This is a genomic window from Ruegeria sp. AO1 (assembly GCF_056535985.1).
This window is the reverse complement of record NZ_JBQFJC010000002.1, coordinates 384,875-409,706: the sequence shown is the minus strand read 5'-3', so window position 1 is coordinate 409,706 and position 24,832 is coordinate 384,875. Positions and strand designations below refer to the sequence as shown.

General features: G+C 59.9%; 23 protein-coding genes. 9 read left to right on the top strand and 14 right to left on the bottom strand.

All coding sequences use genetic code 11. The features are described 5' to 3' along the window. Positions 1–96: 96 nt before the first annotated feature. Complete coding sequence (locus tag ACR3FB_RS20060) at positions 97–1,452, top strand: MmgE/PrpD family protein (RefSeq protein ID WP_480566704.1); 1,356 nt, start codon at positions 97–99, stop codon at positions 1,450–1,452. 4 nt (positions 1,453–1,456) lie between these two features. On the opposite strand, the gene ACR3FB_RS20055 is transcribed toward ACR3FB_RS20060, so the two are convergent. The 9 genes from ACR3FB_RS20055 to ACR3FB_RS20015 all read right to left on the bottom strand — a co-directional run bounded on the left by ACR3FB_RS20055 (position 1,457) and on the right by ACR3FB_RS20015 (position 10,760). Beyond that, positions 1,457–2,194, bottom strand: a complete 738-nt coding sequence (locus ACR3FB_RS20055) for a maleate cis-trans isomerase family protein (protein WP_480566702.1) — start codon at positions 2,192–2,194, stop codon at positions 1,457–1,459. Then, positions 2,194–3,258, bottom strand: coding sequence for a pyridoxal phosphate-dependent aminotransferase (locus ACR3FB_RS20050; RefSeq protein WP_480566700.1), 1,065 nt, complete (start codon positions 3,256–3,258; stop codon positions 2,194–2,196). Before ACR3FB_RS20050 ends, ACR3FB_RS20055 begins: the two co-directional genes overlap by 1 nt. Further along, positions 3,255–4,895, bottom strand: coding sequence for a hydantoinase B/oxoprolinase family protein (locus tag ACR3FB_RS20045; protein ID WP_480566698.1), 1,641 nt, complete (start codon positions 4,893–4,895; stop codon positions 3,255–3,257). Before ACR3FB_RS20045 ends, ACR3FB_RS20050 begins: the two co-directional genes overlap by 4 nt. Next, positions 4,892–6,988, bottom strand: a complete 2,097-nt coding sequence (locus ACR3FB_RS20040; protein ID WP_480566696.1) for a hydantoinase/oxoprolinase family protein — start codon at positions 6,986–6,988, stop codon at positions 4,892–4,894. Before ACR3FB_RS20040 ends, ACR3FB_RS20045 begins: the two co-directional genes overlap by 4 nt. Positions 6,989–7,207: 219 nt before the next feature. Then, complete coding sequence (locus ACR3FB_RS20035; protein ID WP_170467387.1) at positions 7,208–7,612, bottom strand: hypothetical protein; 405 nt, start codon at positions 7,610–7,612, stop codon at positions 7,208–7,210. Positions 7,613–7,623: 11 nt separating this feature from the next. Next, positions 7,624–8,325 carry a hypothetical protein gene (locus tag ACR3FB_RS20030; protein ID WP_170549367.1) on the bottom strand — a complete coding sequence of 234 codons (702 nt, stop codon included), beginning with the start codon at positions 8,323–8,325 and terminating at the stop codon, positions 7,624–7,626. After that, complete coding sequence (locus tag ACR3FB_RS20025; RefSeq protein ID WP_480566694.1) at positions 8,295–9,848, bottom strand: caspase family protein; 1,554 nt, start codon at positions 9,846–9,848, stop codon at positions 8,295–8,297. The genes ACR3FB_RS20030 and ACR3FB_RS20025 overlap by 31 nt, the downstream gene beginning before the upstream one ends. A 49-nt stretch (positions 9,849–9,897) precedes the next feature. Beyond that, entirely contained in the window at positions 9,898–10,410 is a 513-nt protein-coding gene (locus tag ACR3FB_RS20020) for an RES family NAD+ phosphorylase (protein WP_480566692.1), read from the bottom strand. Then, positions 10,410–10,760 carry an MbcA/ParS/Xre antitoxin family protein gene (locus ACR3FB_RS20015; RefSeq protein WP_480566690.1) on the bottom strand — a complete coding sequence of 117 codons (351 nt, stop codon included), beginning with the start codon at positions 10,758–10,760 and terminating at the stop codon, positions 10,410–10,412. Before ACR3FB_RS20015 ends, ACR3FB_RS20020 begins: the two co-directional genes overlap by 1 nt. Positions 10,761–10,991: 231 nt before the next feature. Between ACR3FB_RS20015 and ACR3FB_RS20010 the strand changes: the two genes are divergently transcribed. Genes ACR3FB_RS20010 through ACR3FB_RS19990 form a run of 5 tightly spaced genes read left to right on the top strand, consistent with a single transcriptional unit; the run spans position 10,992 to position 13,937 of the window. Beyond that, positions 10,992–11,426, top strand: a complete 435-nt coding sequence (locus tag ACR3FB_RS20010; protein WP_480566688.1) for a hypothetical protein — start codon at positions 10,992–10,994, stop codon at positions 11,424–11,426. Next, complete coding sequence (locus tag ACR3FB_RS20005) at positions 11,423–12,088, top strand: MotA/TolQ/ExbB proton channel family protein (protein WP_480566686.1); 666 nt, start codon at positions 11,423–11,425, stop codon at positions 12,086–12,088. Before ACR3FB_RS20010 ends, ACR3FB_RS20005 begins: the two co-directional genes overlap by 4 nt. A gap of 31 nt (positions 12,089–12,119) precedes the next feature. Beyond that, a complete protein-coding gene (locus ACR3FB_RS20000) occupies positions 12,120–12,446 on the top strand; it encodes a biopolymer transporter ExbD (protein WP_480566764.1) in 327 nt (108 codons plus the stop codon). Between the two features lie 4 nt (positions 12,447–12,450). After that, entirely contained in the window at positions 12,451–12,828 is a 378-nt protein-coding gene (locus ACR3FB_RS19995; RefSeq protein WP_480566682.1) for an ExbD/TolR family protein, read from the top strand. After that, positions 12,825–13,937, top strand: coding sequence for an energy transducer TonB (locus ACR3FB_RS19990; protein WP_480566680.1), 1,113 nt, complete (start codon positions 12,825–12,827; stop codon positions 13,935–13,937). Before ACR3FB_RS19995 ends, ACR3FB_RS19990 begins: the two co-directional genes overlap by 4 nt. A gap of 2 nt (positions 13,938–13,939) precedes the next feature. Here ACR3FB_RS19990 and ACR3FB_RS19985 read toward each other — a convergent pair whose 3' ends face one another. Together ACR3FB_RS19985 and ACR3FB_RS19980 are read right to left on the bottom strand one after the other, a co-directional pair. Then, the gene (locus ACR3FB_RS19985) at positions 13,940–16,123 is read right to left on the bottom strand and encodes a Tex family protein (protein ID WP_480566678.1); all 2,184 of its coding nucleotides are present in this window, start codon (positions 16,121–16,123) and stop codon (positions 13,940–13,942) included. 155 nt (positions 16,124–16,278) lie between these two features. Beyond that, the gene (locus ACR3FB_RS19980; protein ID WP_480566676.1) at positions 16,279–17,379 is read right to left on the bottom strand and encodes a zinc ABC transporter substrate-binding protein; all 1,101 of its coding nucleotides are present in this window, start codon (positions 17,377–17,379) and stop codon (positions 16,279–16,281) included. 57 nt (positions 17,380–17,436) lie between these two features. On the opposite strand from ACR3FB_RS19980, the gene ACR3FB_RS19975 reads away from it, so the two are divergent. The 3 genes from ACR3FB_RS19975 to ACR3FB_RS19965 are packed head-to-tail and all read left to right on the top strand — an operon-like array spanning position 17,437 to position 19,486. Then, positions 17,437–17,949 (top strand): transcriptional repressor, encoded by a 513-nt coding sequence (locus tag ACR3FB_RS19975; protein WP_425084488.1) that lies wholly within the window; start codon positions 17,437–17,439, stop codon positions 17,947–17,949. Between the two features lie 2 nt (positions 17,950–17,951). Continuing rightward, positions 17,952–18,692 (top strand): metal ABC transporter ATP-binding protein, encoded by a 741-nt coding sequence (locus tag ACR3FB_RS19970; RefSeq protein ID WP_170526947.1) that lies wholly within the window; start codon positions 17,952–17,954, stop codon positions 18,690–18,692. After that, complete coding sequence (locus ACR3FB_RS19965) at positions 18,692–19,486, top strand: iron chelate uptake ABC transporter family permease subunit (protein WP_480566674.1); 795 nt, start codon at positions 18,692–18,694, stop codon at positions 19,484–19,486. Before ACR3FB_RS19970 ends, ACR3FB_RS19965 begins: the two co-directional genes overlap by 1 nt. A 6-nt stretch (positions 19,487–19,492) precedes the next feature. Here ACR3FB_RS19965 and ACR3FB_RS19960 read toward each other — a convergent pair whose 3' ends face one another. From ACR3FB_RS19960 to ACR3FB_RS19950, 3 genes are read right to left on the bottom strand one after another with little or no spacing between them, the layout of a single operon-like run. Continuing rightward, positions 19,493–20,821 (bottom strand): HlyD family type I secretion periplasmic adaptor subunit, encoded by a 1,329-nt coding sequence (locus ACR3FB_RS19960; protein ID WP_480566672.1) that lies wholly within the window; start codon positions 20,819–20,821, stop codon positions 19,493–19,495. 2 nt (positions 20,822–20,823) lie between these two features. After that, positions 20,824–22,914, bottom strand: coding sequence for an ABC transporter transmembrane domain-containing protein (locus ACR3FB_RS19955; RefSeq protein ID WP_480566761.1), 2,091 nt, complete (start codon positions 22,912–22,914; stop codon positions 20,824–20,826). Further along, positions 22,911–24,575: an ABC transporter transmembrane domain-containing protein gene (locus ACR3FB_RS19950; RefSeq protein ID WP_480566759.1), complete on the bottom strand. Its 1,665-nt coding sequence runs from the start codon at positions 24,573–24,575 to the stop codon at positions 22,911–22,913. Before ACR3FB_RS19950 ends, ACR3FB_RS19955 begins: the two co-directional genes overlap by 4 nt. Positions 24,576–24,832 lie beyond the last annotated feature (257 nt).

Sequence of the window (24,832 nt, the reverse complement as noted above, 5' to 3'; positions counted from 1 at the left end):
GGCACTATCCCGGACCGTTCGTTCTCAATTGTTTTCGTGCCATCCCATTCGAAACCTCCTAACCTGTCCTGAGAGGTGTTGAGCGAGGAGCAGGCCGTGACAGATACCTTCCAGAGAGTTGCCGATTTCACCCTAGGTCTAACACCCGAGGATATCCCCGATGCGACGCTGAACGCCGCCGCGTTGATGCTGCTCGACACGCTGGGCATTACGATTGCGTCGGGTCCTATGGCGGCGGGGAGTATCGCCCGAGAAACGGCTTTTGCGCTCTATGGGGCAGGTGATCCGGCGCTCAGCGCGCGGATGTTGTTTGATGGCCGCCGGGTCAGTGCCGCCGGGTCTGCCTATGCCGCCGCAACGCAGACGGACAACCTGGATGGGCATGATGGCTACAACCCGACCAAAGGGCATATCGGTGTCGCTGTTGTACCCGCGCTTTGTGCGCTGGCGGAAACGGTTCCGGATTTCTCGGGCCCCGAAGCTCTGACCGCTGTCACCATCGGGTATGAGGTCGCTGGGCGCGCCGGGATTTCTCTGCATGATACAGTCAGCGACTATCACACGTCAGGGGCATGGAACGCCTTGGGCGTCGTGGCCGTCGCGGCTCGGTTGCGTGGGTTGGGAGTGGACCAATTGCGGCAGGCCATGGGCATCGCTGAATATCACGGCCCCCGCAGCCAGATGATGCGCGAGATCGCCAACCCCACAATGCTGCATGACGGATCGGGCTGGGGGGCTTTGGTCGGTGTGTCTGCGGCCGTTTTGGCCGAGAAAGGCTTTACCGGCGCGCCGGCGATCACAATCGAAGCCGAAGAGGTCACGAGCCACTGGCAGGACCTTGGCCAGTTTTGGCAGATGCAGCATCAATATGTGAAACCCTACCCAATCTGCCGTTGGGCGCACGCCGCGATCGACGCTGTCCGGCAGCTCATGCGCGACCACGGTCTGAGCCATGAAGATATCGCCTCGGTCCAGGTCAATACGTTCCGCGAGAGCGCTTGTCTGTTTCAGGGCATGCCCGACGACACCTCAAAGGCGCAGTATTCGCTGCCATTCGCGGTGGCAGTGATGATGGCCTATGGGCGGATCGGGGTCGAGCATATCTCGGGCGAGGGTCTGTCTGATCCTTTGGTGGCCTCTTTGTTGGAACGTATCGCCGTTGCCGAAGACGCGCGCCATTCGGCTCGGTTCCCCGCGTGCCGCATCGCCGATGTCACGATCCGCTTGTACGACGGGCGGGTGCTGGAGACGGGCGACGTCCATGCGCGCGGCGGTCCTGAAGCTCCTATGGATCAGGCCGAAGTGGTCGCAAAATTCATGGAGTTCGCAACGCCTTCGCTCGGCGAGGCAAGGGCCTCGGCCATACGTGACGCCGTTCTGGGGTTGAGAGACCCGGCATCGGCATTCTCGGATCTCGGCGCGTTGATTTATGAGGCGCCGTCCGGGTCCTAGCCCCTTAAACGCAGTCGAACAGCCGCCCCGGCAACCCCTTATGCGGTGGTAGCCCGAGTTCGCGCAGCAAGCAGAACATCATCGCCTGGTTGGACGTGACAACGGGTTTGCCCAGCGCGGCTTCAATCCGTTCGATGGCCTCGACGGACCGCATATCGGTGCAACTCAGAACAATCGCCTCGGCCTGCGGGTGGTCGGCCTGGCAGGCGAGGTCGAAGACTTCGTCCGGGGTCAATTCTCCCTGACCGTAGTTGCCCAGTTCCCGGCCCACATCGGCGCATTTGACCGTCTCGACCCCATTTTGGGCCATGAACGCGATGGCCTGCGTATTGATCTCGCCCAGATAGGGCGACGAAAAGCCGACTTTGCGGGCCCCCAACGCCTTAATGCCTGCGATCAGAGCACTGGCCGCTGTGACTGATTTGGCATTGGCACCGGATTTGATCTGTTCGGCCAACTCGGTGTCGAAGGATGGGCCATGGGTCAGCGTGGCCGAGGTACAGCCGTAAAGAACGATGTCGGGCCGCACGCCGGAGATCATTCGCAAATCAAGGCTGATATCCGATGCGCCCAAACCGGCCATCTGATCTGAGCCGGGGATTTCGTCCACGTCATACCCTCCCATGCGCTGGAAATGCAGCGTGGTATTGGGCGGACGCATCAACGCTAGATCCGGCTCCAGATTGGTATTGGTGAAAGGCACCAGAACGCCGATCTTGGCCGCAGTTCGGGTCTCGGTCATTACAGCACTCCTTCCAACACGTCGCGGGCGCGTTTCATGACGCCCGGTGCGCAAATCGTGGCGCGCAAGCAATCGCCAAGGCCATAGCCGCCCATCCCGCGCATCAGCAAGTTTTCTGCGCGCAAAGCGGCATCGGCCCGCTGCGCTTGATCAACTGAGGCAAAACGCAGCAAGACGAAATTTGTGTGGCTTTGCGGGACGGTTAACCCCAGAGCGCGGCAGTTTTCGGCGAACGCGTCGCGGATGTTGGCAGTTTTTGCCACAACCTCTCGCATATGCGTCTGATGACGCATTGCAGCGGCAGCTGCAGCCTGCGAGGGGATTGAGACATTGTTTGGGTTTAACAGCTTGCGCAGTTCTGCTCCAATCTGGGGCGGAGCATAGGCCCACCCGACCCGCGCGCCCGCCAGCCCATAGGCTTTGGAAAACGTCCGGGTGATGACCGTATCGCCGCGCTGAATCATAGCGAATGCCTCTGCCGGATCATGTTCGGCATCCGAGAATTCGGCGTAGGCTTGATCGACGACCAGCAGAACGTTCTTGGGAAGGCTGGTCCGCAGGCGCACGATCTCAGCGTTCGGGATGACCGTTCCGGTCGGATTGCCGGGATTGCAGAGGAAGACGATGCGGGTTTTTGGGGTGACTGCGCTCAGAACATCATCCACCGAAACAGTCAAGTCGACCTCACGCGCCTTGACATAGTCCGCCTGCACCTGCACGGCTGCCGAGGCGACAAAGGCGTAGCCGTAGTCTGTACCCAGCACGCGGTCCCCTTGCCCGGCATAGGCGCGGATTAGGCAACCGATCAGCTCCATCGATCCCGCGCCGCAAAAGATGTTGCTCTGGTCCAGCCCATGCACTTCGGCTATCGCTAAACGCAGGTCCGGCCATTCCGGATCAGGATAGAGCGGCATGTCGGCCATCGCGGCCTGTCCGGCGGCAATGGCGGTAGGGCTGGCAGGAAAAGCGCTTTCGTTTTGGGCCAGTGAAATCGTCTGAGGACCGCCAAGATCGGCAAGCGCATAGGCGGCCAGGGCACCAACATGAGGGACGGGCCGGATCATGAGCCATCTCCGTATGCTTTGGCTCCTTCGGCGCTGAGCAGACCGCGCTTGAGATCCAGTGCCAGCGCCTCTGGGTGTCTGTCTGTCGGATCGCCGAAGCCTCCTCCTCCGGGGGTTTCAAAGATAAGGTAATCGCCGTCTTCCACCCTCTGCTCGCCCTTGCCGGGGATGTCAGCGTCGCCGTCGCGGAACCGGATGCGCCCGGGCGCTCCGGGTTGGCCACCCATCCGACCAAGCGCGGGGAATTTCAGCCGCTCGACCGAGAGGAAGACGATGAAGGGCGCTCCGCTGGCCGAGGTCATCTCGATCCTTTGCCCCAACCCGCCGCGGTACTTGCCCGCACCGCCCGAGTCTGGCCGAAGCTCGCGCCGCCAGATCGTGACGGGGGCGACGCTTTCGGTGATCTCCACCTGGCTGCCGAAAACGCCCGAAGGGTAGGCCGTTGCCGACAACCCATCCGCGTGAGGCCGCGCGCCCGTGCCGCCGTTATGCACGGGCTCAACCGCGAACTCGCGGCCTCCGTCACGGGCGACCTCGGGCGCGTGGCGCATGGGCAGGTCGAACATGCAGGATGCGCCCTCTGCCGGGACCTGATCTGGCAGGGCCTGATGCAGGCAGCCCAGAACCAAATCAGGGGTCACCTGACCCAGCGTGTGCCGCATGGCCACCGGCACCGGCCGCTGCGCGTTCAGGATACAGCCTTTGGGGCCATCGACGGTGAACGGCTCCAGAGAGCCTGCATTGTTGGGAATGTCCGAACCGACAATGCAGCGCAGGGCAAAAACGGTATAGGCAGTGGCATAGTTCAGGGGCACGTTGATGCCCTTGCGGGAACAGCCGGATGTGCCGGTGAAATCCACATGCATCCCGTCGGCGCTGACGGTCAGGGTGGCGTGCAGTTCCAGTTCATTCTCATAGCCGTCCATCTTCAGGACGTTCTTGTAGACCCCCGAGGGCACCTCGGCGATGGCGGCCAGAGTGCCCCGGCGCGAGGTTTCGATGATATAGGCCCCCAGCGCGTCCAGATCGTCGATGCTGAATTCCTCCATCATCGACACCAACCGGTTCACTCCGGCCTCGCAGCAGGCGATCAGGGCGTAGATGTCGCCCTCATTGGCCACGGGTTCACGGCTGTTGGCGCGGATAATGTCCAGCAACAGGGCGTTCGGCGTGCCTTCCTCGACCAGTTTGCATGGCGGGATCAGTAGGCCCTCGTCGTATATGTCCGACCCTTCGGGCCCCATGCCCAGCCCACCCAGGTCAACCAGATGCGAGGTGCAGGAGGTGAAGCCGACGACCTTGCCATCCTTGAACGCAGGCATCATCAGCAGGAAGTCGTTCAAGTGACCCGAGGCGAGCCATGGATCGTTCGTCATATAGATGTCGCCGGGTTTCATCGTCTGAACCGGGAAGGCGGCGCGCAGGTGCTGAACGGCTTCGGCCATGGTGTTGATATGGCCCGGCGTGCCAGTAACGGCTTGTGCCAGCATCCGGCCGTTCACGTCGAAAATCCCAGCAGAAATGTCGCCGCATTCGCGCACGATCGGGCTAAAGGCGGCGCGGATCAGGGTTTGGCCCTGTTCTTCGACAACTGCCAGCAGCCGGTTCCACATTACTTGTAGTCGGGCAGGGGTCATTGCGCGCCTCCTTTCTGGTCGCGGATCAGGATGAGGTTCCCGATGGCATCCACATCGGCCGAGAAATCGGCTGAGACGAGTGTCGTCGTCTGTGGTTCATGGATCAGCGCGGGGCCGCAAATGCGGTCGCCGGGCTTGAGATCGGCGCGGGCCACAAAACCAGCCTGTTTCATCTTCCCGTCTACATCACAAATGATGGACCGGGTTTCTGAAGGTGTCATCGTGGTCACCGCCGGCGTGGCAAGCAGTTCGGGAACGACAGCGTCCGGAGTCGCGACTTGCACAGCCCAGTTCAGTATCTCGATCTGCATGCCCGGCACGGGTCGCGAGAATTGCTTGCGGTACTCCGTTTCAAACGCCTCAGTCAGCGGGGCGAGGTCTTCGGGGGTAAGTGCGCGATTGGGCAGCGAAATCTCAATCTCATGCCCCTGACCGCTATAGCGCATAAATGCCGAGCGTCGGATTTCGGTCGGTGCATCTCCGGCACCTTGGGCAACGACGGCGCTGGCCTCAGCGATCATATCCTCAAAAAGCCCGTTGATCGCCGCAAAATCCAACGTACCCAGCAAAGAATAGTACGAGCGCACGATCTCAAACGACACGGGCGCAAACAGGAAACCTACCGCCGAGCCAACACCGGGGTTTGGTGGCACCACGATCCGGTTAACGCCCGCAGATCGGGCCACGCGGCTGGCATGGAGGGGACCGTTGCCGCCAAAAGCGATCATGGTGCGCGGTCCGAGGTCTTTGCCCGACTCCACTGCGTGCATCCGCCCTGCACTGGCCATGCTTTCATCCACGATACGGCTGACCCCATCAGCGGCCCCTGTCGCGTCGGTTTCAAGCGCCTTGCCGATCACGCGTTGCATCGCGCCGTTTGACGCCCCAGGGTCAATCTTGATGAACCCTTCGGCAAATGTGTCGGGCACGATGTAGCCCAGAGTGATATCGCTGTCGGTCACAGTCGGCTCGGTTCCGCCGCGCCCAAAAGCCACCGGGCCGGGCTCCGAGCCTGCCGATTTTGGCCCAACGGTCAGACGGCCCAACCGGTCCACCCCGGCGATGGAGCCTCCGCCCGCGCCAATTTCGATCATCTCGATCACAGGGATACGCACCGGCATGCCCGAGCCTTTGATGAACCGTGCCGCTCGCGCGATCTCGAATTGGCGCGAGGTTTGGGGTCGGGCATAGTCGATCAGGCAGAGCTTGGCGGTCGTGCCACCCATGTCAAACGACAAAACCTGATCCAACCCGGCCCGAGCAGCGATGCGCGCGGCTAGAATAGCCCCTCCGGCAGGGCCGCTTTCGACCAACCGGATCGGGAAACGCATGGCCGTCTGGACGGTACACATCCCGCCACCAGCGGTCATCATCAGGATCGGGCAGGTGACCCCTTCGGCTTCGAACTTTTTGACGAAGCGGGTCAGATATGTCTCCATCAGCGGTTGGATATAGGCGTTGGCAACCGTAGTGCAGAGCCGGTCAAACTCGCGCGCCTCGGGACTGACATCGGATGAGATCGACACAGTCAGATCGGGGCGTCGTTCGGCTAGAGCATCGCGCAACCGGCGTTCATGCGTGGGGTTCGCGTAGGAATGCATGAGGCAGATCGCAACTGCATCCGCCCCGCTGGCGTCGATTTCAGCCACAAGCGCTTCAATAGCGCCTTCTTCTAGTTCGATCAGAACCTCACCGGTCGCTGACATTCGCTCGCGAACGGTCAGAGAGCGTTCACGCGGGACAAGTAGGTCGGGCTTTTCCAGATTGATATCGTATTGCGCATAGCGCCGTTCGTAGGCGATTTCGAGGATGTCCCGGAACCCTTGGGTCGCGACGGTTGCCACGGTGGCCCCGCGCCGCTCGATCAGAGCGTTGGTGGCCAGTGTGGTGCCGTGGATGAAGCCGGTCACTTCGGCCAGTGACCGCCCCGCGCTTTCCATGACGCGCAGCGCCCCTTCCATCGCGCCTTTGGCCGGATTTTGGTGCGTGGTCAGGGTTTTGGTCGAGGCCAGTATCGTCTCATTGCCTGAAACAAGGACGGTATCGGTAAACGTGCCGCCAATATCTATGGCGAGGCGCAGAGCAGTTGTCATGGAGTGTCCGTTGTCGTCTGTAACAGTTAGGGCATGGCGCCCGTTCGGCTTGTTACCGACGCGGTGCCACCAAGTTGCAGCCGGTGGCCCGGCGATCCATACGAGTTGGGATGCACTGACAAGTCATGAGGAATTGTCGGGCGGTTTTTACGTCACTGCTAGCGCATTTGCGACATCGCGGCATTCCAACGACGTAAAACCTGAACTTCGCTGCAGGGCTTACCCCGACAGCCGCGCCAAATCCGCACTTAGCGCGCGGGCCTCGGAAATGCTGCGCTGTAGGGCCTGCAATTGCGCTTCGGCAGTGGTGCCTTGGGGCTTTGCGTTCAGCACCCTGTCGATTCTGGCGGCTGTGGCGGGATCTCCGCCGCCGATGGCATCGCGCTGTTGCAGGATTTTCAATTTCAGCTGCGCCAGTTCAGACTCCGAGGATCGGATCTGCGCCGCCAATGCGTCGTTGCGGGCCTGAGCTGTCGCCACATCGCCCTCGGCGGCTTCGATCCGATCATCATAGGCTCCAGTCGCAATGCCGGATACTCCGGCGAAAAACCCTCCGTCCGCCGGGTCTGTCGTGGTTTGGCAGGCGGTCAAAAGAAGGCAAGGCAGAGCAATGCGTGTGATCATGTTCGGCTCTGTCACAGCGACGACGCCAGATCGCTGGCGATCCCGCGCATCTGCGAAATCTGGTTGGAAAGCGCCTGCAGATCACCGTCAATAGGTGAGGTGGTTTGGCGGCGCTTGATCGTCAGGCTGCGCGCCTCAGCAAATTCCGCCTGCCGTCTGGTTGCCCCGTCAATGGCCAGTTCCATCTGTTTCAGATTGCCATTGGCCTCGGTCAGTTCGCGTTGCAACTCGGCCTGATCCACGGTTCCCGCTGCGGCGCGAGCGTTCAGTGCGTCCAACTCAGCCTTTTGAGCCACCAGAACTTCGTTCATCACGTTCAGCGTGGTCTGCATTTCGGCAGCATTCCGGTCCAGATCGGATTTGATCTGACGCAGCCGTCTTTCGCGCCCGGCATAGCTGCGCTGCACATAGGCCACATAGGTGCCTGCCAGAGCGCCAGCACCCAGTCCGAGGGCGACGCCTGTGCCTACGTCGTCAGAACCGCCCAGCCCAAAGCCGATCGCGCCCCCCGCTACACCACCAGCAATCGCCCCTTGCAGGATCGTCTTTTGCAGGGCTGCCGCTTGTTTTGCCAGATCGGCCTCGGCCTGGCTTGAGCCAGCGCCTACGGATCTCAGCGTTTCCGGCTCGCTGCCGCCACCGCAAGCGGACAGGGCCAACGATGCCCCTAACACGGCGGCGATCAGCCGGGTGGAATTAGATCTGCCAGCCATTGATAACTCCCTTTTTTACTATCTTCAGCCTGCGCCACATGGCGCAGAAACAATGCGGCATCCTCGCTCAGGCGCGCGTGGGCTTGCCCGAGGTTACGCGAAGTTGCCGCAGCGTCAAAGAAATCTGCACCTGGCTCGGATGGAAAGAACACCACGGCCCGGGTCAAAAGCTCATCGTAGTAACTGCGGCTTTGATCCAGCCGCCTTAGAATGACACCGCGTGAGCGATAGATGTCGTAGATATCATTGCGGGCCTGTTGCAGCACCGGCAGCGCGGCAGGGTCCGAGCGGGCGATTTCTTCGATCTGGCCCAAGGCATTTTCAGCAACGGCCAGAGTGCGTTCGACACTGCGCAGTGCAACGATATCGGTACGCAAGCTCTGCAATGTCGTGGCCGCCAGAAAGACCGAGACTTCGGCAGCGTCTTCGAACAGACGCTCTGGCGTTGCGGTTTCCTGCAGCGGCAAGCGACGGCGATACTGATCGAGGGCCGGTTCCAGGTTGCGGCTTGGCCCATCTGGCATCAGCCCCAAGGTGGACAGAGCCGCGGCCAGCTTGTCGGGTTCCGCAGCGGCCAGCGTGGCGCTGATCGGCGCCGCCGGGGCGGTTTCTGTGTTACGCAAAAGCTCAATCCGGTCGCGCGCGAAAGCTGCGAATAATCCATCGGGATAGGTTTGCAGATAGTCTTTGAAGTCAGCTGGATCGCTGCTTGCAGAAATGCTCCTCCAATGGGCCATATCTGCCTCAAAAGCGTCCGTGGGACTGGCTGTGGGCAAACCCGGCGCAAAACTATGTTCATCCAGCACGGATTCTTCGACCCATGGGATCTGGCGGCCTTCGGTGTCCAGAACCACTTGCTGACGCACCCGGCCCAGCATCAGCCGCACATCCAGATCTGGCGTTGCGATATGATCCAGCAGGCTCGAGGTGAAGACACTGTTGTCGCCCAGCCCATCATACGCCACGTTGCCGGGGTCAGTGGCATAGGCGATCAGTAAACCTGCACCGCCCCGGATGCGTACCAGACCCTGTTCGACCATCCCTCTCTCCGAGAACGGGTTGTTGCGGCAGGCGTCCAGCAGAAGGATGCCGACATCCGGCCCAGCCTTGGCAAGCACATCGCGCACGCGGTCGATGGTGATCGAACTTCGGCTGAGAGCGGTCAGGTCATTCCCTGAAAACTCGGTGCCGATCAGGTGGTTCTGACCGCCGATCTGAACCCCGTGACCGGCATAGAAGAAGACAGCCATTTCAGCGCCCTGCGCCGCCTGCCCGAAGGCGTGGACCGCCCGATCCATCGAGGCTGCGTTCTGGTCGGTAGCCTCGGTCACGGCAAAGCCAAGCTCGCGTAGCGCCGCGCCCAAAGCCTCGACATCGTTGACCGGGTTGCGCAAGGCCATATCCGGGGCGCGGTAGTCGGAATTACCGATCAGCAAGGCCACACGATCCGCCGCCCGGGCCGAGCCTGTCGCCAGAACCAGACAGGACATTGTGCAAACCAGCAAAAATCGGAACCGAGTCATACCGTCATCTTAGCGCATGGGTTTTGGACTGCACAGCCAGATTGCGGCGCTATAGTCTGCCCAGTCGATCCTCATCGTCCACAACAGTCAGTCGCGAATCCGGCCCGCTCCACCGCCAGAGGACCAGGTTGAGGTTTGCCGACGTCGTCCCCGGCGCGAAGCTGCGCACAAGTAAGCCGACAAAACCGTCCTTGATCAATTGCGAGGCCAAATCTTGCGTTGGGACAGCGCGACGGTCCAGCATGGCCGATCGCCAACCGGGATCGGCCAGTGCGGGCGCGGTCATTCCGTATTGGGCTAAGGCGGCCTCGTCTCGGGTGTCGAAGATCGGGCCTAAATCCGCGTGGTAGGACACCAGTATCGTCGGCTGCAAGTCCCCGACCTGATTGGCCTCACGCAGGGCCGTGGCCGGGTCCAGCGCCGTATAGAGCGCTGGTGTTCCCTTCGTGTTGAACCGACCGCCATACTTCTTAGCCCCGCGACCCGAGAGCGGATCGCGCGCGTAGACCGGGTTTAATGCGCGAAAAAGCGACCCGCGATACCAGCCCTCGTCAAGCGGCATCAGGCATAGACACCGGCATCGACGGCATCAATGTATTCCAACACCTGCTGCGCCTTACCCTCCTGGACCAGCTGCATGGCTGTTCGCCCGTCAAAGCCGGGCAGGGGTTCCGAGCGATACCAGGCATAGGCGATCAGATCCGAGCCAAAACGCGGTTGCACCTTGTTGAGAACCTCGATCAGTTCGCGCAGGCGACGTTGGGTCTTGTCGGATTGAATGCGCGTGCGGCGTTGCAGGGCATCCTTGCCCAACCCCACGGTCAAGGCGACCTCTTCGGCGGATGTACGCAGAGCCGCCGCGATTTTCCGAGGCTCAAACAGCCCGCCTTCGGCGAATTGAGCAATCTGCATGCTACCCTCCAATCCTGTTACTTTGACAGTATATAGCGTCACTATCGCTGATTTACAAGGATGTATGCCGTGTCACTGCCTCTCAAGCCTCACCAAACCCCTTGGCAGACGACATGATCCTCACCAACTTGGGACCACCCGTTGATTGACGACAGGCTGAGCGGCCCTTTTACCTGTTCGCAGCCTCGGGTATGAGGTCTCAAATGGCAAGAAAACAGCAGGAGCCCGTCCATGTCGTTTCATCGCACCGCTTTTGCGGCATTGTTCGCGGCCGTGTTGCCAGCCGTCAGTTGGGCGCAATCAGAAAGCGCACCGTCTGACGCGCTGTCCGTCGAGTTGAACACAGCGCAGAATGTGGGCAATGCCTGCCGTCTGACGTTTTTGGTGCAGAACGGAACCGGGGTCTCAATCGACAAGGCCGTGTTCGAGACCGTAATCTTCGACACCGAAGGCGGCGTTGTCAGCCTGTCCCTTTTCGATTTCCGAGATCTTCCTGCGGATCGACCGCGCGTGCGGCAGTTTGATCTGCCGGGAAGGGATTGTGCGCAGGTGGGCCGCGCCTTGATCAACGGTGCAAATACCTGCGTGGTCGACGGTGCAGATAGCACTATTTGTCGCGATACGCTCAGCCTTAGCAGCCGGGTCAAAGTGGAGCTTTTGGGATGAACTTCTTGGGCAATTTGCGTGAAATTCTGGCGCTTGGCGGGCCGGTGGTTGGCGTGTTGATCGTGATGTCGGTTCTGACGCTTTCAGTCACGTTGTATAAATTGTGGCAGTTCGCGGCTTGTGGTGTTGGTCGCCACAAGGTTCTGTCCGAAGCTCTGGCTGCCTGGGACGCAGGAGATCGCGCCGCGGCGCGCACGCGGTTGAACGACAGCAGCAGCTACCTTGCACCGATCGTTGGCGCTGCGATGGATGGGGTGGACGTACCCGGCGTGGATGACCGTCTCGATGCCGAGGCCGGTCTTGCCCTTGCCGGGTTGGAGCGCGGCTTTCGCCTGTTGGATACAGTCGCGCAGCTTGCCCCACTGCTTGGATTGTTCGGAACGGTGCTTGGCATGATCAACGCGTTCCAGAGCCTGCAAACCGCTGGTTCCTCGGTGGACCCATCGCTGTTGGCCGGTGGTATCTGGGTCGCCCTAGTGACAACGGCTGTGGGTTTGGCGGTGGCGATGCCAACCTCGATGGTTCTGTCGTGGTTGGAAAGCCGCACATCGCGTGAGCGAGTGTTTGCAGACAAAGCGCTGCGGACCATTCTGGTGCCCGGTCACGCGCTGCAGGCAACGGCCGGGGCACAGACTCCGCGCGCCGCCCCAGAACATGCGTAACACGGCGCCCTTTGTCAGACGCCCCTTGTCGATGACGCCGCTGATCGACGTCATCTTCCTGTTGCTGCTGTTTTTCATGCTCTCATCCACATTCTCGCGATTTGCTGAGATCGAATTGTCGCAGGCCGCCGCTGGCAGTGGCGCGGGCACTGCGCCAGCAGACAGAGTGTTCCTGCAGCTTGGTCCGGATCGTTTGGTTCTGAACGGGGCCTCGATCACATTGGATGATCTGTTGGCGCAAGTTGAAACCGGGCAGGTTTTGATTAGCCTCGACGCTGATACCTCGGCGCAACGTCTTGTCGATGTATTGGTCCCTCTGCGAGGTCGAGACGGATTGACCGTGACGGTGTTGGAGTAGTCAGATGATCCGCCAGCCACCGCAACGCCGCAGACGCGACTCCACGATCCCGCTGATCAATGTGGTGTTCCTGATGCTGGTCTTCTTCCTGATCGCCGGCACCGTGGCCCCCCCTTTGGACCCCGATCTTGAGCTGGTCGACACCGCAGAGCTTGAGGGGCGTGAGCCACCGGATGCGCTGGTCCTCCATGCAGACGGATCGCTCAGTTTTCGCGGGCAGGCTACGGACGCCGAAACCTACATGGCGGATTATGAGGGCGAAGAAGTCCGCATCGTGCCAGACCGCGCGGCCTCGGGCCCGCGTCTGATCGAGGTGACGGGCGCGCTGCGGCGTGCAGGAGCGAAATCGGTCTTTCTGGTCACCCAGCAGGCGATCGAATGATCCGAACCTCGGCCATCATCGCCGCTGTGGCCGTTCTGGTTTCGCTCTTGGTGCATATTCTGGGGCTGAGCATGACCACAGCCAGTCTGACCCATTCGCCAAATGTTGTGGGCGATGAGGAAGATGCGGTGACCCTCGGCACAGCCTTTGAAGATCTGGCTGAGCAGGTACCCGAACCGATTGAGCCGGAAGAAGCGGAGGTGCCCGAACCTCCGGTCGAAACCTCGCCCGAGCCTGAAGAGGCGGAGATTCCTACAAGCGAAGCTCTGGTCGCGTCACCCGACCCGCAAGAGCAGATCTTCGCGCCTGATACCGGGCCCTCCAACGGCGGTCAGGCCGAGGTGCCTGAGCCTGAAGCGACCGAATCCGTTGACCAATCTGAGACGCAAACGGCAGCAAGTGATGAGGTCGATACAACGCCACTGGCCGAGCCATCTGATGCCGTCGAAATCCCGCAAGCCAGTGCCGCAGAGCCGGTCGAGCCGGTCGAAACGCCGGAGGCTGAGCAACTGGCCGCGTTGCCGCCCGTCGAGGTCGCGCCCGTGCCGTTGGAACAAGAGGCTGATGAGCCAGAAATCGCAGTAGAGCCTGTGCCGGAGGAAGCCGAACCCGTGGAAGACAGCGAAGGAACCGAACAGGCGGTGGCAACTTCCATTCGACCGCGCTTGCCCAATCGGACGCCCTCGGACGAGGTTCAACCTGCGCTGCCCGGTACGCGCAATTTTGACAACCTGAAATTCCCCGAACAAACCATTGAATCCCCACTGGCGGCCTATCAGCGCGAAGGGATTGACGCGTTCACCCGCAATGACCGGGGCAACCAGTCCGGCGGGCGAGGGCCGGGCAATTCCACCACGACCAACTATGCCGGACAAGTTCTGGTGCATCTGAACCGCGCGCCTCAGGTTTACGCACCGGTTCGCGGCTACGCGCAGGTGTTCTTTCAGATCGACCCGGATGGCTCATTGGCCTGGGTCGAGGTCATCACCAGCTCGGGCTCGGACCAGGTAGATCGGGCTGCGAAGGAGCAGGTCAGGGGGGCCGCACCGTTCCCGCCCCCTCCCGGTGGTGTCAGCCGCAAACTGTCTTTCTACTACCAGAACGGCTGAGCCTAGCGCGGTCCGCGCCGTTGCTGCGCCCCGCCATCTTTGCGCATGGTCAGGCCAATCCGCTTGCGGGGGACGTCAACCTCGACCACACGCACTTTTACGACCTGACCGGTTTTGACCACCTCATGCGGGTCTTTGACAAACCGATCCGCCAATTGGCTGACATGGACGAGCCCGTCCTGATGAACGCCGATATCCACGAAGGCCCCGAAGGCGGCCACATTGGTCACCGTCCCCTCCAGCAGCATGCCGGGTTTGAGGTCGGTGATCTCCTCAATGCCGTCCCGGAACGACGCTGTGACAAAACTGGGTCGCGGGTCACGACCCGGTTTTTCAAGCTCGGCAAAGATATCGCGCACGGTGGGCAGGCCAAAGGTCTCATTGGCGAATTGTTCAGCCCGCAAGCCCTTCAGCGCCCCGTCATGTCCCATGATCTGCCGGATATCCCGGCCGCAGGCAGCGACCACGCGGCGGGCGACGTCATAAGCTTCGGGGTGAACCGATGAGGCATCCAGCGGCTCCTCTCCTTCCCGGATGCGTAGAAATCCTGCGCATTGTTCAAAGGCGCGTGGGCCAAGGCGACCGACCTTTAACAAGTCTTTGCGGGACTGAAACGCACCATTGTGATCGCGGTGCTGTACGATGGCCTCGGCCAAGCCGGGGCCAAGGCCCGACACATGCGACAGCAGCGGGGCCGAGGCGGTGTTCAGGTCGACACCGACCGCGTTCACCACATCTTCGATGACCGAGGCCAGCGACTGGGATAGGCGATGCTGGTCGACGTCGTGCTGGTATTGCCCGACGCCGATGGATTTTGGTTCGATCTTCACCAGCTCGGCCAATGGGTCTTGCAAACGGCGCGCGATCGAGACCGCACCACGCAGGGATACATCTAGATCCGGGAACTCTCGCGCGGCCAGCTCCGACGCGGAATAGACCGAGGCCCCGGCCTCGGACACGATTGTTTTGGTGGGGGCTTTGACCGATTTGGGCAGCAGGCCGAGCGTGTCGGCGACCATCCGTTCGGTTTCACGGCTGGCGGTGCCGTTGCCGATGGCGATCAACTCGATCTGATGGGCCGAGATCAGGTTCAAGATCGCCGCCTGCGCCCCCCGCAGATCGTTTTTCGGCTGAAACGGATAGAGCGTATCCGTTGCCACCACCTTGCCGGTGGCATCCACCACGGCGGCTTTGACGCCGGTTCGAATGCCTGGATCCAAACCCAGCGTGGGACGTGCACCCGCCGGGGCCGCAAACAGAACATCCTTGAGGTTGCGCGAGAACACCTGAATCGCCTCATCCTGCGCCCGGCTGCGCAGGTCGGCCATCAGCTCAACCATCATGGAAAGCGACAGCTTGACCCGCCAGGTCCAGCCCGCAACCTTGCGCAGCCATTTGTCGCCGAGGCCATCGCCACGAGTTTGTAGATGCGAGGCAACAATTGCCTCAGCCCGCGCCGCGCCGACCTCAGGTTCAGGGGCGATATCCAGCGTGACGATCCCCTCTTTTGAGGCTCGCAACATGGCCAGCGCCCGGTGCGAGGGGGCAGTCGCCCAAAGCTCGGAATGGTCAAAATAGTCGCTGAACTTCGCGCCCTCTTTCTCTTTGCCCTCAACGAGTTTTGACGACAAAAGCGCTTCTTGCTGCATGAAATTGCGCAGCTCACCTAGTAGAAGGGCGTTTTCCGTCAGCCGCTCGGTCACGATGTCACGAGCGCCGTTCAGTGCGTCCTTGGTCGTTTGGACAGCTTCGGACAGATAGCCCTGAGCAAGCGCTTCCGGGTCGGCATTGCGATCGGCCAGAATGGCGTCGGCCAGTGGCTCCAACCCGTTTTCGCGGGCGATCATCGCCTTGGTGCGCCGCTTTGGTTTGTAGGGCAGGTAGATATCTTCCAGCTGCGCCTTGGTCTCGGCTCCGGCGATGGATTTCGCGAGATCATCCGACAGTTTGCCCTGATCCTTGATCGACGTCAGGATTGTCCGCCGTCGCGCCTCCAGCTCTCGCAGATAAGTCAGCCGGTCCGAGAGGGTTCGAAGCTGTGTATCGTCCAGCCCGCCTGTCGCCTCTTTGCGATAGCGGGCCACGAAGGGCACGGTCGCGCCTTCGTCCAGCAACCGTACGGCGGCCGAGACCTGATCCGCGCGCGCGTTGACTTCGGTGGCTATTGTGCGGGCGATACGGTCCAAGGGGGCCTCCTGATACTGGGTCGGAAGGACTTCTTAGACAGCGTTTTGGCAGAGGGGAAGAGGGTCAGCGCATTGGGGCAAGATTTCCTGAAACGGTCTGCCCCATTGCTTGAGTTTGATGCCCGGCCGTTGATCCGGCCGGGCGTTGATTTGCCTTAGAGGCACTCAGCCAATGTGTTCGCCATATTGCGCAGAAGTTGGGGATAGAGCGCCGCGCCGGGCTCAAGTTCGGCCCCAAGCGGGTCAATCACGGCGGTGTTGGCCTCGGACCCTTCCATCACAGTTGCGATCAGGCCGGGGTTGAACTGCGGTTCGGACAGAACGCAATCAATCCCTTCTTCTTTGATGCGACCCTGAATCTCCGCAATGCGCGCAGGGCTAGGATCGGACGCATCGCTGATCGAGATCGCGCCGGATGCGGGGAAGTCGAAGTCATTTTCAAAATACTGATAGGCGTCGTGGAACACGATGAAGCTACCACCTTTAACTGGGGACAGCGTTTCTGCGATCTCGGCTGACAGCGCCTCCATCTCAGCGCGCGCGGCGGCTGCGTTTTCAAAGTACTTACCAGCGTTTTCTGGGTCAGCAGCCGAGAGTTGAGCGGCAATCACGTTCAGCCATGTTCCGGCGTTTGCAGGCGACAACCAGGCATGCGGATCGTGGTCGCCATGCGCGTGACCTTCGTGGTCGTCATGATCATCATGGTCTGTGTGCTCTTCATGGCCATGGTCGTCATGCGCGTGATCATCTTCCTTGTCATGGTCGTGATCATCGTGACCATGTTCATCCTTGTGATCGTCGTGATCATCATGGGCGTGTTCGTCTTTGTGATCATCACCATGATCTTCGTGACCGTGGTCGTCATGATCCTCGTCATCGCCGTGATCATGCGCCTCGAACAACGCGTCCTCGCGGAAGTCCAGTAGAGTGGTTCCGTCCGCCTCCAGCAGCGTTGTTACACCCGCGCCGCCAGCGAGCGTTTCCACGGCGTTTTCCATCCACGGTGTTAGGTCTTCGCCGATCCAAAAGACCAGATCCGCTTCTTGCAGAGCTGCCGCCTCGGACGGGCGTAGGTTGTATTCATGAGGTGAGGCGCCCGGCTGAACGATCAGGCTGGGTTCGCCCACGCCGTCCATCACACGGGCCACAAGCGAATGCACTGGGGCAATGTCAACGGCCACATTCGGGACGTCGGCCATGGCGGTGCCGCCCAACAATGCAGCGGTGATCGAAATGGAAAGGAGGTTTCTGGACATTGGACCCTCTGTGTGATTTTATAACATTTAATCGCGGCATATATGATATAAGATAACATGACAAGTCAGAGGCAACAGAACTCGACCAGCGAAGCTGCGCCGGTGGGGTTCCATGATCATAACCACGTGTCCTGCGTGGAAACCGGCCTTGCCATGGCCGAGGCTAAGTGCAACGCCGAGGGGCTACGCCTGACGCCTGTGCGCCACAAGGTGCTGGAAATGCTGTTGCAGGAACACAGGGCACTTGGTGCCTATGCCATCCTTGATCGCCTACGGGATGAGGGGTTCGGCTCGCAGCCGCCCGTGGCCTATCGCGCGTTGGATTTTCTGGTCGAAAACGGGTTTGTCCACAAGATCGAACGCTTGAATGCTTTTGTGGCCTGCGCCCATCCGGGAGCAACGCATTCACCTGTGTTCATGATTTGCCGCGGTTGCGACGCGGTGGCCGAAGCTTCCTCGGCCGTTGATAGCGGGGCCCTTGGCGATGTCGCCCGCGCCGTGGGTTTTGAAATCGAACGTACTGTAGTAGAAGCCGAAGGTCTCTGCTCTGACTGCACCGAAAAGGCCTAGCAATGTCCCTTGTCACCGTTGAAGACCTGAGCGTGAGCTACGGGGCCAATACCGTGTTGCGCCATGTCCATATGATCATCGAACCCGGTGAGATCGTGACAATTGTCGGGCCAAACGGGTCCGGCAAAACCAGTTTGTTGCGTGCAATTATCGGGGCCATCAAACCTGCAAAGGGTCGCATTACACGCAAACAGGGCCTGCGGATCGGATACGTGCCGCAGAAGCTGCATATCGATCCGACGCTGCCCATTTCAGTCGAGCGCTTCATGCGCCTGACCAATCACGTCAGCCGCGCCCGCTGCGCCGAGGCGCTTGAGGAAGCAGGCGTTCCCGATCTGTTGAAGCAGCAGATGACACAATTGTCCGGCGGGCAGTTTCAGCGCGTGTTGCTGGCGCGTGCCTTGATCAACCACCCGGATATCCTTTTGCTGGACGAAGCGACGCAGGGTTTGGATCAACCCGGTTCAGCGGCCTTTTACCGGCAGATTGAAACCGTGCGCCGCGAGACCGGCTGCGCCATTTTGATGATTAGCCACGAGTTGCATGTGGTCATGAGTGCCTCGGACAGGGTGATCTGCCTAAACGGTCATGTCTGCTGCGAAGGCTCGCCCGCTGTTGTGGCCTCAGCCCCTGAATATCGCGCCTTGTTTGGGACAGGGACCGGAGGAGCGCTGGCGCTGTACCGACATGACCACGATCATCATCACGACCACGATCATAGCTCTCAGGACGCTGCAGAATAATGCTGGATGATTTTATGACCCGCGCGACACTTGCCGGGATTGGTGTGGCTTTTGCGGCGGCTCCGCTTGGATGTTTCGTGGTCTGGCGCCGAATGGCATATTTTGGCGACGCGACCGCGCATGCGGCCATTCTGGGCGTTGCGCTGTCACTAACCTTCCAGATGTCTATCTTCGCGGGCGCATTGGCCGTAGCTCTGCTGATGGCGTTGACGGTTACCTTACTTTCTGGTCGAGGATACGCGATGGACACGCTTTTGGGCGTTCTCGCCCATTCTGCGCTGGCTTTTGGCCTCGTCGCAGTGTCGTTTCTTTCAGGCGTCCGCATTGACCTGATGGCCTATCTTTTCGGCGATATTCTGGCGGTTTCGCGCACGGATCTTGCTGTGATTTGGGGCGGGGCGGCACTGGTTGTTGCCCTGATCGGCTGGCGTTGGTCGCAGCTATTGACCGCGACCCTGAACGAAGAGCTGGCCTATGCCAGCGGCTATGATCCAAAGCGCGAGCAATTGATCCTGACCTTGTCTCTGGCGGTAACCGTTGCGGTGGCAATCAAGGTCGTGGGCGTTCTTCTGATCGCAGCTTTGCTGATCATTCCTGCCGCTGCTGCGCGTAGCCTCGCTCGATCGCCCGAATCCATGGCCTTAATCGCAGCCGCCATCGGAGCGGTTTCCGCCGTAGCCGGTTTGCGAGCTGCTTACGTGTTCGACACACCTGCAGGGCCGTCAATTGTGTGCGTCGCTGCAATCCTGTTTGCCTGTTTCAGCCTGATGAGATGGAAAGGTCACAAGCGATAGAACGCCCTACCTTTCATTGAAGGCCCGCTCCAAAGTCAGTTGGACCGGTTTCAACAGATAGCTGAGAAGTGTCTGCTCACCCGTTGTCATCTCGGCCACAACGGTCATACCCGCCTGCAGCGGACGGTTGAACGCGCCGTTGCCGATAGTTGAGTCCGCCAGAACGAAGGAGGCCCGGAAATAGGTCTCGCCAGTTTGTTCGTCGGTCATGGGCAGGGGATGCACCGACTGCAACCGTGCCTCGACCTTACCAAAGCGGCGGGCATCGAACGTATCGACGCTGATCGCCACCGGGTGTTCCGGGGCCACGTGCCCCACCTCGGAATTGGGAATGCGGGCCTCGACCATGAGGTTCTGCCGGGTCGGAAGCAGTTCAAAGAGCGTTTCGCCGGGGGCAATCACCTCACCGGGATTGGGTGAGGCCACCGACTGGATCACGCCACGCACCGGAGCGATCAGGCGCAGGTCGGCGAGTCTGGCCTCTACGAGTTTCTGCGAGGTCTGCAACTGGTGATGTTCGTGTACCAGCGCGTTTATGCGGGTAAGCACGTCCTCTCTCAGCGTCAGCGCCTCTTCTGCGACGGCCGCCTTTGCAAGGGTCAAAGTGTTTCGTGCCTCGGCGGCGCGGACACGGGCGTCCTCGGCAGCGGCGCGCATGGCGTCGACTTCGTCTTCTTCTTCCAGAAAATCACTGAGAGATTTCAGTCCCTGTGTCTGCAGCTTCGCGTAGCGATCCAGAACCTGCTCTTTCTTTGTGACCCTTTGGCGCGCGAACTCTGCGGCGTCTTCAAGAATTTGCAAGGTCTTGGTTTGCTGCTCAATCGAAACGCGCTGAACCTTCTGGCTTTCCAGGAATAGCTCAATACGGGCCGCCGCCGTCGTCAGACCTGCATTCCTAAGCGTTTGTATCTGGGTGGACCTCTGCGGAGCATCGCCTTCAAGCATGGCAAGCACGGCCTGTGCATTTCCTAGATCCCGCGCGACAGAGGAGGCTTGCGCGGACAGGACCTCCATCTCTTGTGTTAGCTCGGGGTGGTGCAACTCGACCAGAACATCACCGATTTCCACAGTTTGACCGTCCTGAACATGGACTGAACGGACAATCCCGCCTTCCATGGTTTCGATCTGAACATAGTGGCCCTTCGGAACGATAGTGCCCGGCGCGCGTGTGATCTGTGGGACATCGGTCCGCCATGACAAAGCGATCAGGCTGGCAAGAAAACCGGTGATAGCAAGCGCGAGAAACGCCGCGAACCGAGGCGCGCGGGCACGCTTTCGTCGAGCGCTGCGGTCAAGCGGTCCTTCTCGGTTTGCGGACTGTGTGCGGAAAACCATCTTCAAGCTCCAAGCGTTTTCAGGGCGGCCAACATCTTCTTGCGCCCGACTTCTCCGGTGTCGTTCACAGCAACCTGGCCCGCGTTGAGATAGATTAAGCGATCGGCAATGTTCAGAAACGAACGATCTGCTGTCGCGATGATCACCGTGCGATTTCTGGCCTGCTCCTTGACCCAGGTTTTGAATGCTTGACGGCGCGTGTCGCTCAATCCGTTTGTCGGCTCCGAGAACAGATAGACCGAGGCTGGACGTGCCATGCTGCGTGCAAGGGTAAGAGATTTCAAAATTTCATCGGGCATTTGCGAAATGGTTTCGTCGGAAAGACGCGTCTGCACACCGTCTGGCAGAATGCTGTGCCCTTGTCGTAAGCCCATCCGGTCCAGCGAGGCTTGAATATCCATGTCGGAAAGGGACGGCGCGGCCAAACGGAAATTCTGCGCAACTGTGCCATAGAAGAGGGATTTCTCGTAGGTGGCGTAGGTGATCGATTTACGCAGCTCGTCCCGTGCGATTTGGCGGATGTCGATCCCGTCATGTTCGATCGTTCCCCCAATCGGGGATGCCAGACCATCGATTAGATCCAGAACAGCCGTCCGCGCAGCGGTGTCACTACTCAGGACAACTACGACTTCGCCCGGATTAAATGCGAGGCTGACTTGCGACAGGATCGGAGGGCGCAGTAGATCCGGGCGATGTGTCACCGAGGAAAACGAGATAGAGCCGCTCAGCGCTTTTTGGTGGGACCGGCCGAGCCCAAGCTCCATCTCTTGCGGCAGGGACAGCACCCGGTCTGCCTGCTCGCGGCTGGCCTGGAAAGACAAAAGCTGCGGAAATCCGGAATACAGCGCCTGTAGTGGGCCAAAGATCTTTGACACCAACGCGATTGAGGCGATCAGAGCGCCAAAACTCAATGACCCGGACATGGCGGCATGGGCGCACAAAATAATTGCACCGGTTGTGGCCAAGGCCGCAAGCGTTTGCCCCAATGACTGCGCAAGTGCTTGGAATTGCCGAGCGCGCTTTATGCTTTCCTCACCGGTTTCGATCAAGGGCATGCAGCGCTGGAGCCACCGCGTTTGCATTCCGAGGCTTGCGAAGGCGCCTTGATGGACGATTGCGTCTTGTACCGCCAGCTGGCCGTGCGCGGCGTCCTGTGCCGCTTTCTTATCAAGTTGTTTCTGGCGCGGGATCGTGATCAATCCCAAGATGGCCAAAGCCACTGCCAGCGCAAGTGTCCAAAGCCCAACGCTTGGCGCAAGATGGAGCAGAATGGCAACGAACAGTAGGGCAAAGGGCAGGTCCAGAAGCGTGGTGATCATCTGCCCGGTAAACATCTCTCGCAGGGCCTCGAACTGGCGGAACCGGGACAGGTGTTGGTTCACGTCCGAGCTTTGCATTTGGCCCATCGGCAGAGCCATCAGTTTCCGGAATAAGGCTGTCATTAGCTTTTGCTCGCCGCGCCATCCAATATACGCCAGCGCACGCGTGCGCATGTGGCGAAAGCCCATGTCCGTCGCCGCGATGACGGCGACGCCAACGGCCAGTGACAGCAGCATATCGACTGATCCCGACGGGATGATCCGGTCGTAAACGGCCATGATGAGCAGCGGGGCGAAAAGGCCAAGGACGTTGCTTAGCATGGAAACAAACAAAAGACCCGGCAGGATCGGGCGGAGGTCGCGAAAGGCCTGCGATACGGTGATCTGCGTTTTCGCGGAGTGGTCATAGGCAAAACGATCGATCCGAAACAGGGTGCACCGGTGACGTGGAAGCTTTTGAAACCGTGGATTTTCCGTCTTTACGTCATCAACCAGTACATGCGCGCCTTTACCGTTAAGCGCGAGGAAGGCTGGCCCATGATCGGGCAGCACCAGGGCAGGACAGTCCGAGGCCGCGATCTCGTGCATCCGACACCTTATCTGCGCGAATGGTATTCCGAGACTATCCAGGGTTTGTGCAATGTCCCTCGGCTGCAAGCGTTGAGAAAAGTGCGGAAACGCTTCGATCAAGCTGTCTCGGTCATGTTTCCAACCACTTGCCTGCAGGAGCGACTGGAAAAGCTGAGTGGTGTTTTCAATCGTCAAAGTGGTCATGCGGCACCTCTTTTCATGCGGCACACTTCATCAGTGTCTCGATGAGCATCCTCTTGCCATTGAAGCAGATCGGAGGTCCGGATGTTGCCCAGCTGGGCGGATTGATCCGTCAGCTGGTGCAACCGGGGGTCGGGGCTTGCGATCACCAGAGTGGGGGGCGGCGAAAGCGTTTTCAAACAGGTTGCCAAGGCCTGACGCTCAGGTGCGTCCAGAACAGACGAGGGTTCATTCATCAGTAACATCCGAGGGCGTAAAGCAAGGGCTCGGGTCAGCGCGATCAGTTGTCGCTTGACCGGATCGCTTTCAAAACTCGACCCCTTGCCCAGCTGGGTATTGTAGCCTTCTGGCAGCCGGTGAATACGCCGCTCCAAACCAAGCTTGGAGGCAATCTGTTTGGCACGTTCAACCGTTTCGGTGCCGCCAAACGCGGCTAGATTGTCCAGCAAGGTTGCTGATAAGACTGCAGGGTCGCGCTCTAGCGCTACTATCCCGCCCCGACTGACAGGGGCGGATAGTTCAGTTGTTGCAGCCTCATCTATCAGGCACGAGCCGGCATTGGGCTCTTGGTTGCCCAGAATGGTCGCAAATAGGGCATCGACCATCCAACTTTCTTCGGCTTCTATCAGTATCCCAGTGCCGGGCGGCACGTGAAAACTCACTGGGCGATTAACGGCCTCTTTGTTTTGTGGGTGCGACAGGCATAGCGTTTCGACCCGGAGATCACCTTTGAGCTTTTTGTGCCCGATCCAGCCTGGCGGTTGCTGAGAAATACTGTCCATTTCGCGCAGTTTCCGCCGGGACAAAGCGACGCTTTCTGACTGAACCGATATCGCCATGATCTTGATTAAAGGCTGAATGATGTGACCATTCAAAAGCATACAGGCCGCCAATTCGGCAATTCCGATCATGTTCTGAATGACGAGATAAGCCCCCAGTAAGCCCATTGTGGCAACCATGATCTGCCCGAAAACAGCGCCAAAACTCTGCGCAAAACCCGAGAACAGGATCAGCTTGCGGCTGACCTCTACGGTCTGGTCCTCCAACAACTCAAACCTTCGGGCCATCTGAGGCTCCATCCGGTTGGCTTTGACCGTGGACAGGCTGGACAGCAGGGCCGAGAGGAACGCATAGCGGCGGGTATCCAGTGCCTTGCGACGCTCAAACAGGGACCATTGCTGATGCTTCATCACAACCGCAAACACTAAAACGATACAGAGCGCGGCAATGGGAACCAGAACCAACCACCCTCCGATCAAGCCGATCATGAGGGCGAACAGGATCGTAAATGGCAGATCAATGACGAGCGTCTGGCTCTGACCTGATTGGTGTTCTCGCAGTTGGCTGATCGCCATGAAGCGGTCAAAATAGGTGCTGGCGGTGTTTTGGGAGAAGTGGATCGGGTTTGCGTTCAAAACCTGTTCAAGGAACCGGCGCTGGCGGGTGACAGCACTCTCTTCGGCCCCGGTTGTCAACAGCACAGAACGCGCCCAACGCAACAAAAACTCAAGCCCAGCCCCAATCACCAGTGCCCAGGTCAGGATGCGCAACGTCTCGGTCGCCTGAAAGGGGATGATGCGGTCGAAAATCAGCAGAATGGTGATTGGCGCCAGAAGGGACAAGATGTTCAGGGAAAGCGACGCCGCCAGCAGAGGAATACCCATCCGCAGCCTTGTTCTACGCTTGACCGCCCTGTTCGCCTTCATGTGTTCACGCCCGTTCATTTGCCCCCTAGGTTTGGGGTCGAGGCTTTTAAAAACGAGTAAACATCAGGTCGCGTGATGCGCTAAATTTAGAAAAAAATGTATGTATTTCAGTAACGTACGAGAAAGCTCCGCGTGCTACTGATTTTTGGGAGTCGTCAGTATACAAATCGGGGTTTTGCGATGAAAAAGCCGGACATCAATCTGAATTTTCAAGC

Bases quoted from the DNA above. Each gene is read 5' to 3' on its own strand.
- ACR3FB_RS20055 (WP_480566702.1), bottom strand. From the start codon at position 2,194: ATGACCGAGACCCGAACTGCGGCCAAGATCGGCGTTCTGGTGCCTTTC.
- ACR3FB_RS20050 (WP_480566700.1), bottom strand. From the start codon at position 3,258: ATGATCCGGCCCGTCCCTCATGTTGGTGCCCTGGCCGCCTATGCGCTT.
- ACR3FB_RS20045 (WP_480566698.1), bottom strand. From the start codon at position 4,895: ATGACCCCTGCCCGACTACAAGTAATGTGGAACCGGCTGCTGGCAGTT.
- ACR3FB_RS20040 (WP_480566696.1), bottom strand. From the start codon at position 6,988: ATGACAACTGCTCTGCGCCTCGCCATAGATATTGGCGGCACGTTTACC.
- ACR3FB_RS20035 (WP_170467387.1), bottom strand. From the start codon at position 7,612: ATGATCACACGCATTGCTCTGCCTTGCCTTCTTTTGACCGCCTGCCAA.
- ACR3FB_RS20030 (WP_170549367.1), bottom strand. From the start codon at position 8,325: ATGGCTGGCAGATCTAATTCCACCCGGCTGATCGCCGCCGTGTTAGGG.
- ACR3FB_RS20025 (WP_480566694.1), bottom strand. From the start codon at position 9,848: ATGACTCGGTTCCGATTTTTGCTGGTTTGCACAATGTCCTGTCTGGTT.
- ACR3FB_RS20020 (WP_480566692.1), bottom strand. From the start codon at position 10,410: ATGCCGCTTGACGAGGGCTGGTATCGCGGGTCGCTTTTTCGCGCATTA.
- ACR3FB_RS20015 (WP_480566690.1), bottom strand. From the start codon at position 10,760: ATGCAGATTGCTCAATTCGCCGAAGGCGGGCTGTTTGAGCCTCGGAAA.
- ACR3FB_RS20010 (WP_480566688.1), top strand. From the start codon at position 10,992: ATGTCGTTTCATCGCACCGCTTTTGCGGCATTGTTCGCGGCCGTGTTG.
- ACR3FB_RS20005 (WP_480566686.1), top strand. From the start codon at position 11,423: ATGAACTTCTTGGGCAATTTGCGTGAAATTCTGGCGCTTGGCGGGCCG.
- ACR3FB_RS20000 (WP_480566764.1), top strand. From the start codon at position 12,120: ATGACGCCGCTGATCGACGTCATCTTCCTGTTGCTGCTGTTTTTCATG.
- ACR3FB_RS19995 (WP_480566682.1), top strand. From the start codon at position 12,451: ATGATCCGCCAGCCACCGCAACGCCGCAGACGCGACTCCACGATCCCG.
- ACR3FB_RS19990 (WP_480566680.1), top strand. From the start codon at position 12,825: ATGATCCGAACCTCGGCCATCATCGCCGCTGTGGCCGTTCTGGTTTCG.
- ACR3FB_RS19980 (WP_480566676.1), bottom strand. From the start codon at position 17,379: ATGTCCAGAAACCTCCTTTCCATTTCGATCACCGCTGCATTGTTGGGC.
- ACR3FB_RS19975 (WP_425084488.1), top strand. From the start codon at position 17,437: ATGACAAGTCAGAGGCAACAGAACTCGACCAGCGAAGCTGCGCCGGTG.
- ACR3FB_RS19970 (WP_170526947.1), top strand. From the start codon at position 17,952: ATGTCCCTTGTCACCGTTGAAGACCTGAGCGTGAGCTACGGGGCCAAT.
- ACR3FB_RS19965 (WP_480566674.1), top strand. From the start codon at position 18,692: ATGCTGGATGATTTTATGACCCGCGCGACACTTGCCGGGATTGGTGTG.
- ACR3FB_RS19960 (WP_480566672.1), bottom strand. From the start codon at position 20,821: ATGGTTTTCCGCACACAGTCCGCAAACCGAGAAGGACCGCTTGACCGC.
- ACR3FB_RS19955 (WP_480566761.1), bottom strand. From the start codon at position 22,914: ATGACCACTTTGACGATTGAAAACACCACTCAGCTTTTCCAGTCGCTC.
- ACR3FB_RS19950 (WP_480566759.1), bottom strand. From the start codon at position 24,575: ATGGGTATTCCTCTGCTGGCGGCGTCGCTTTCCCTGAACATCTTGTCC.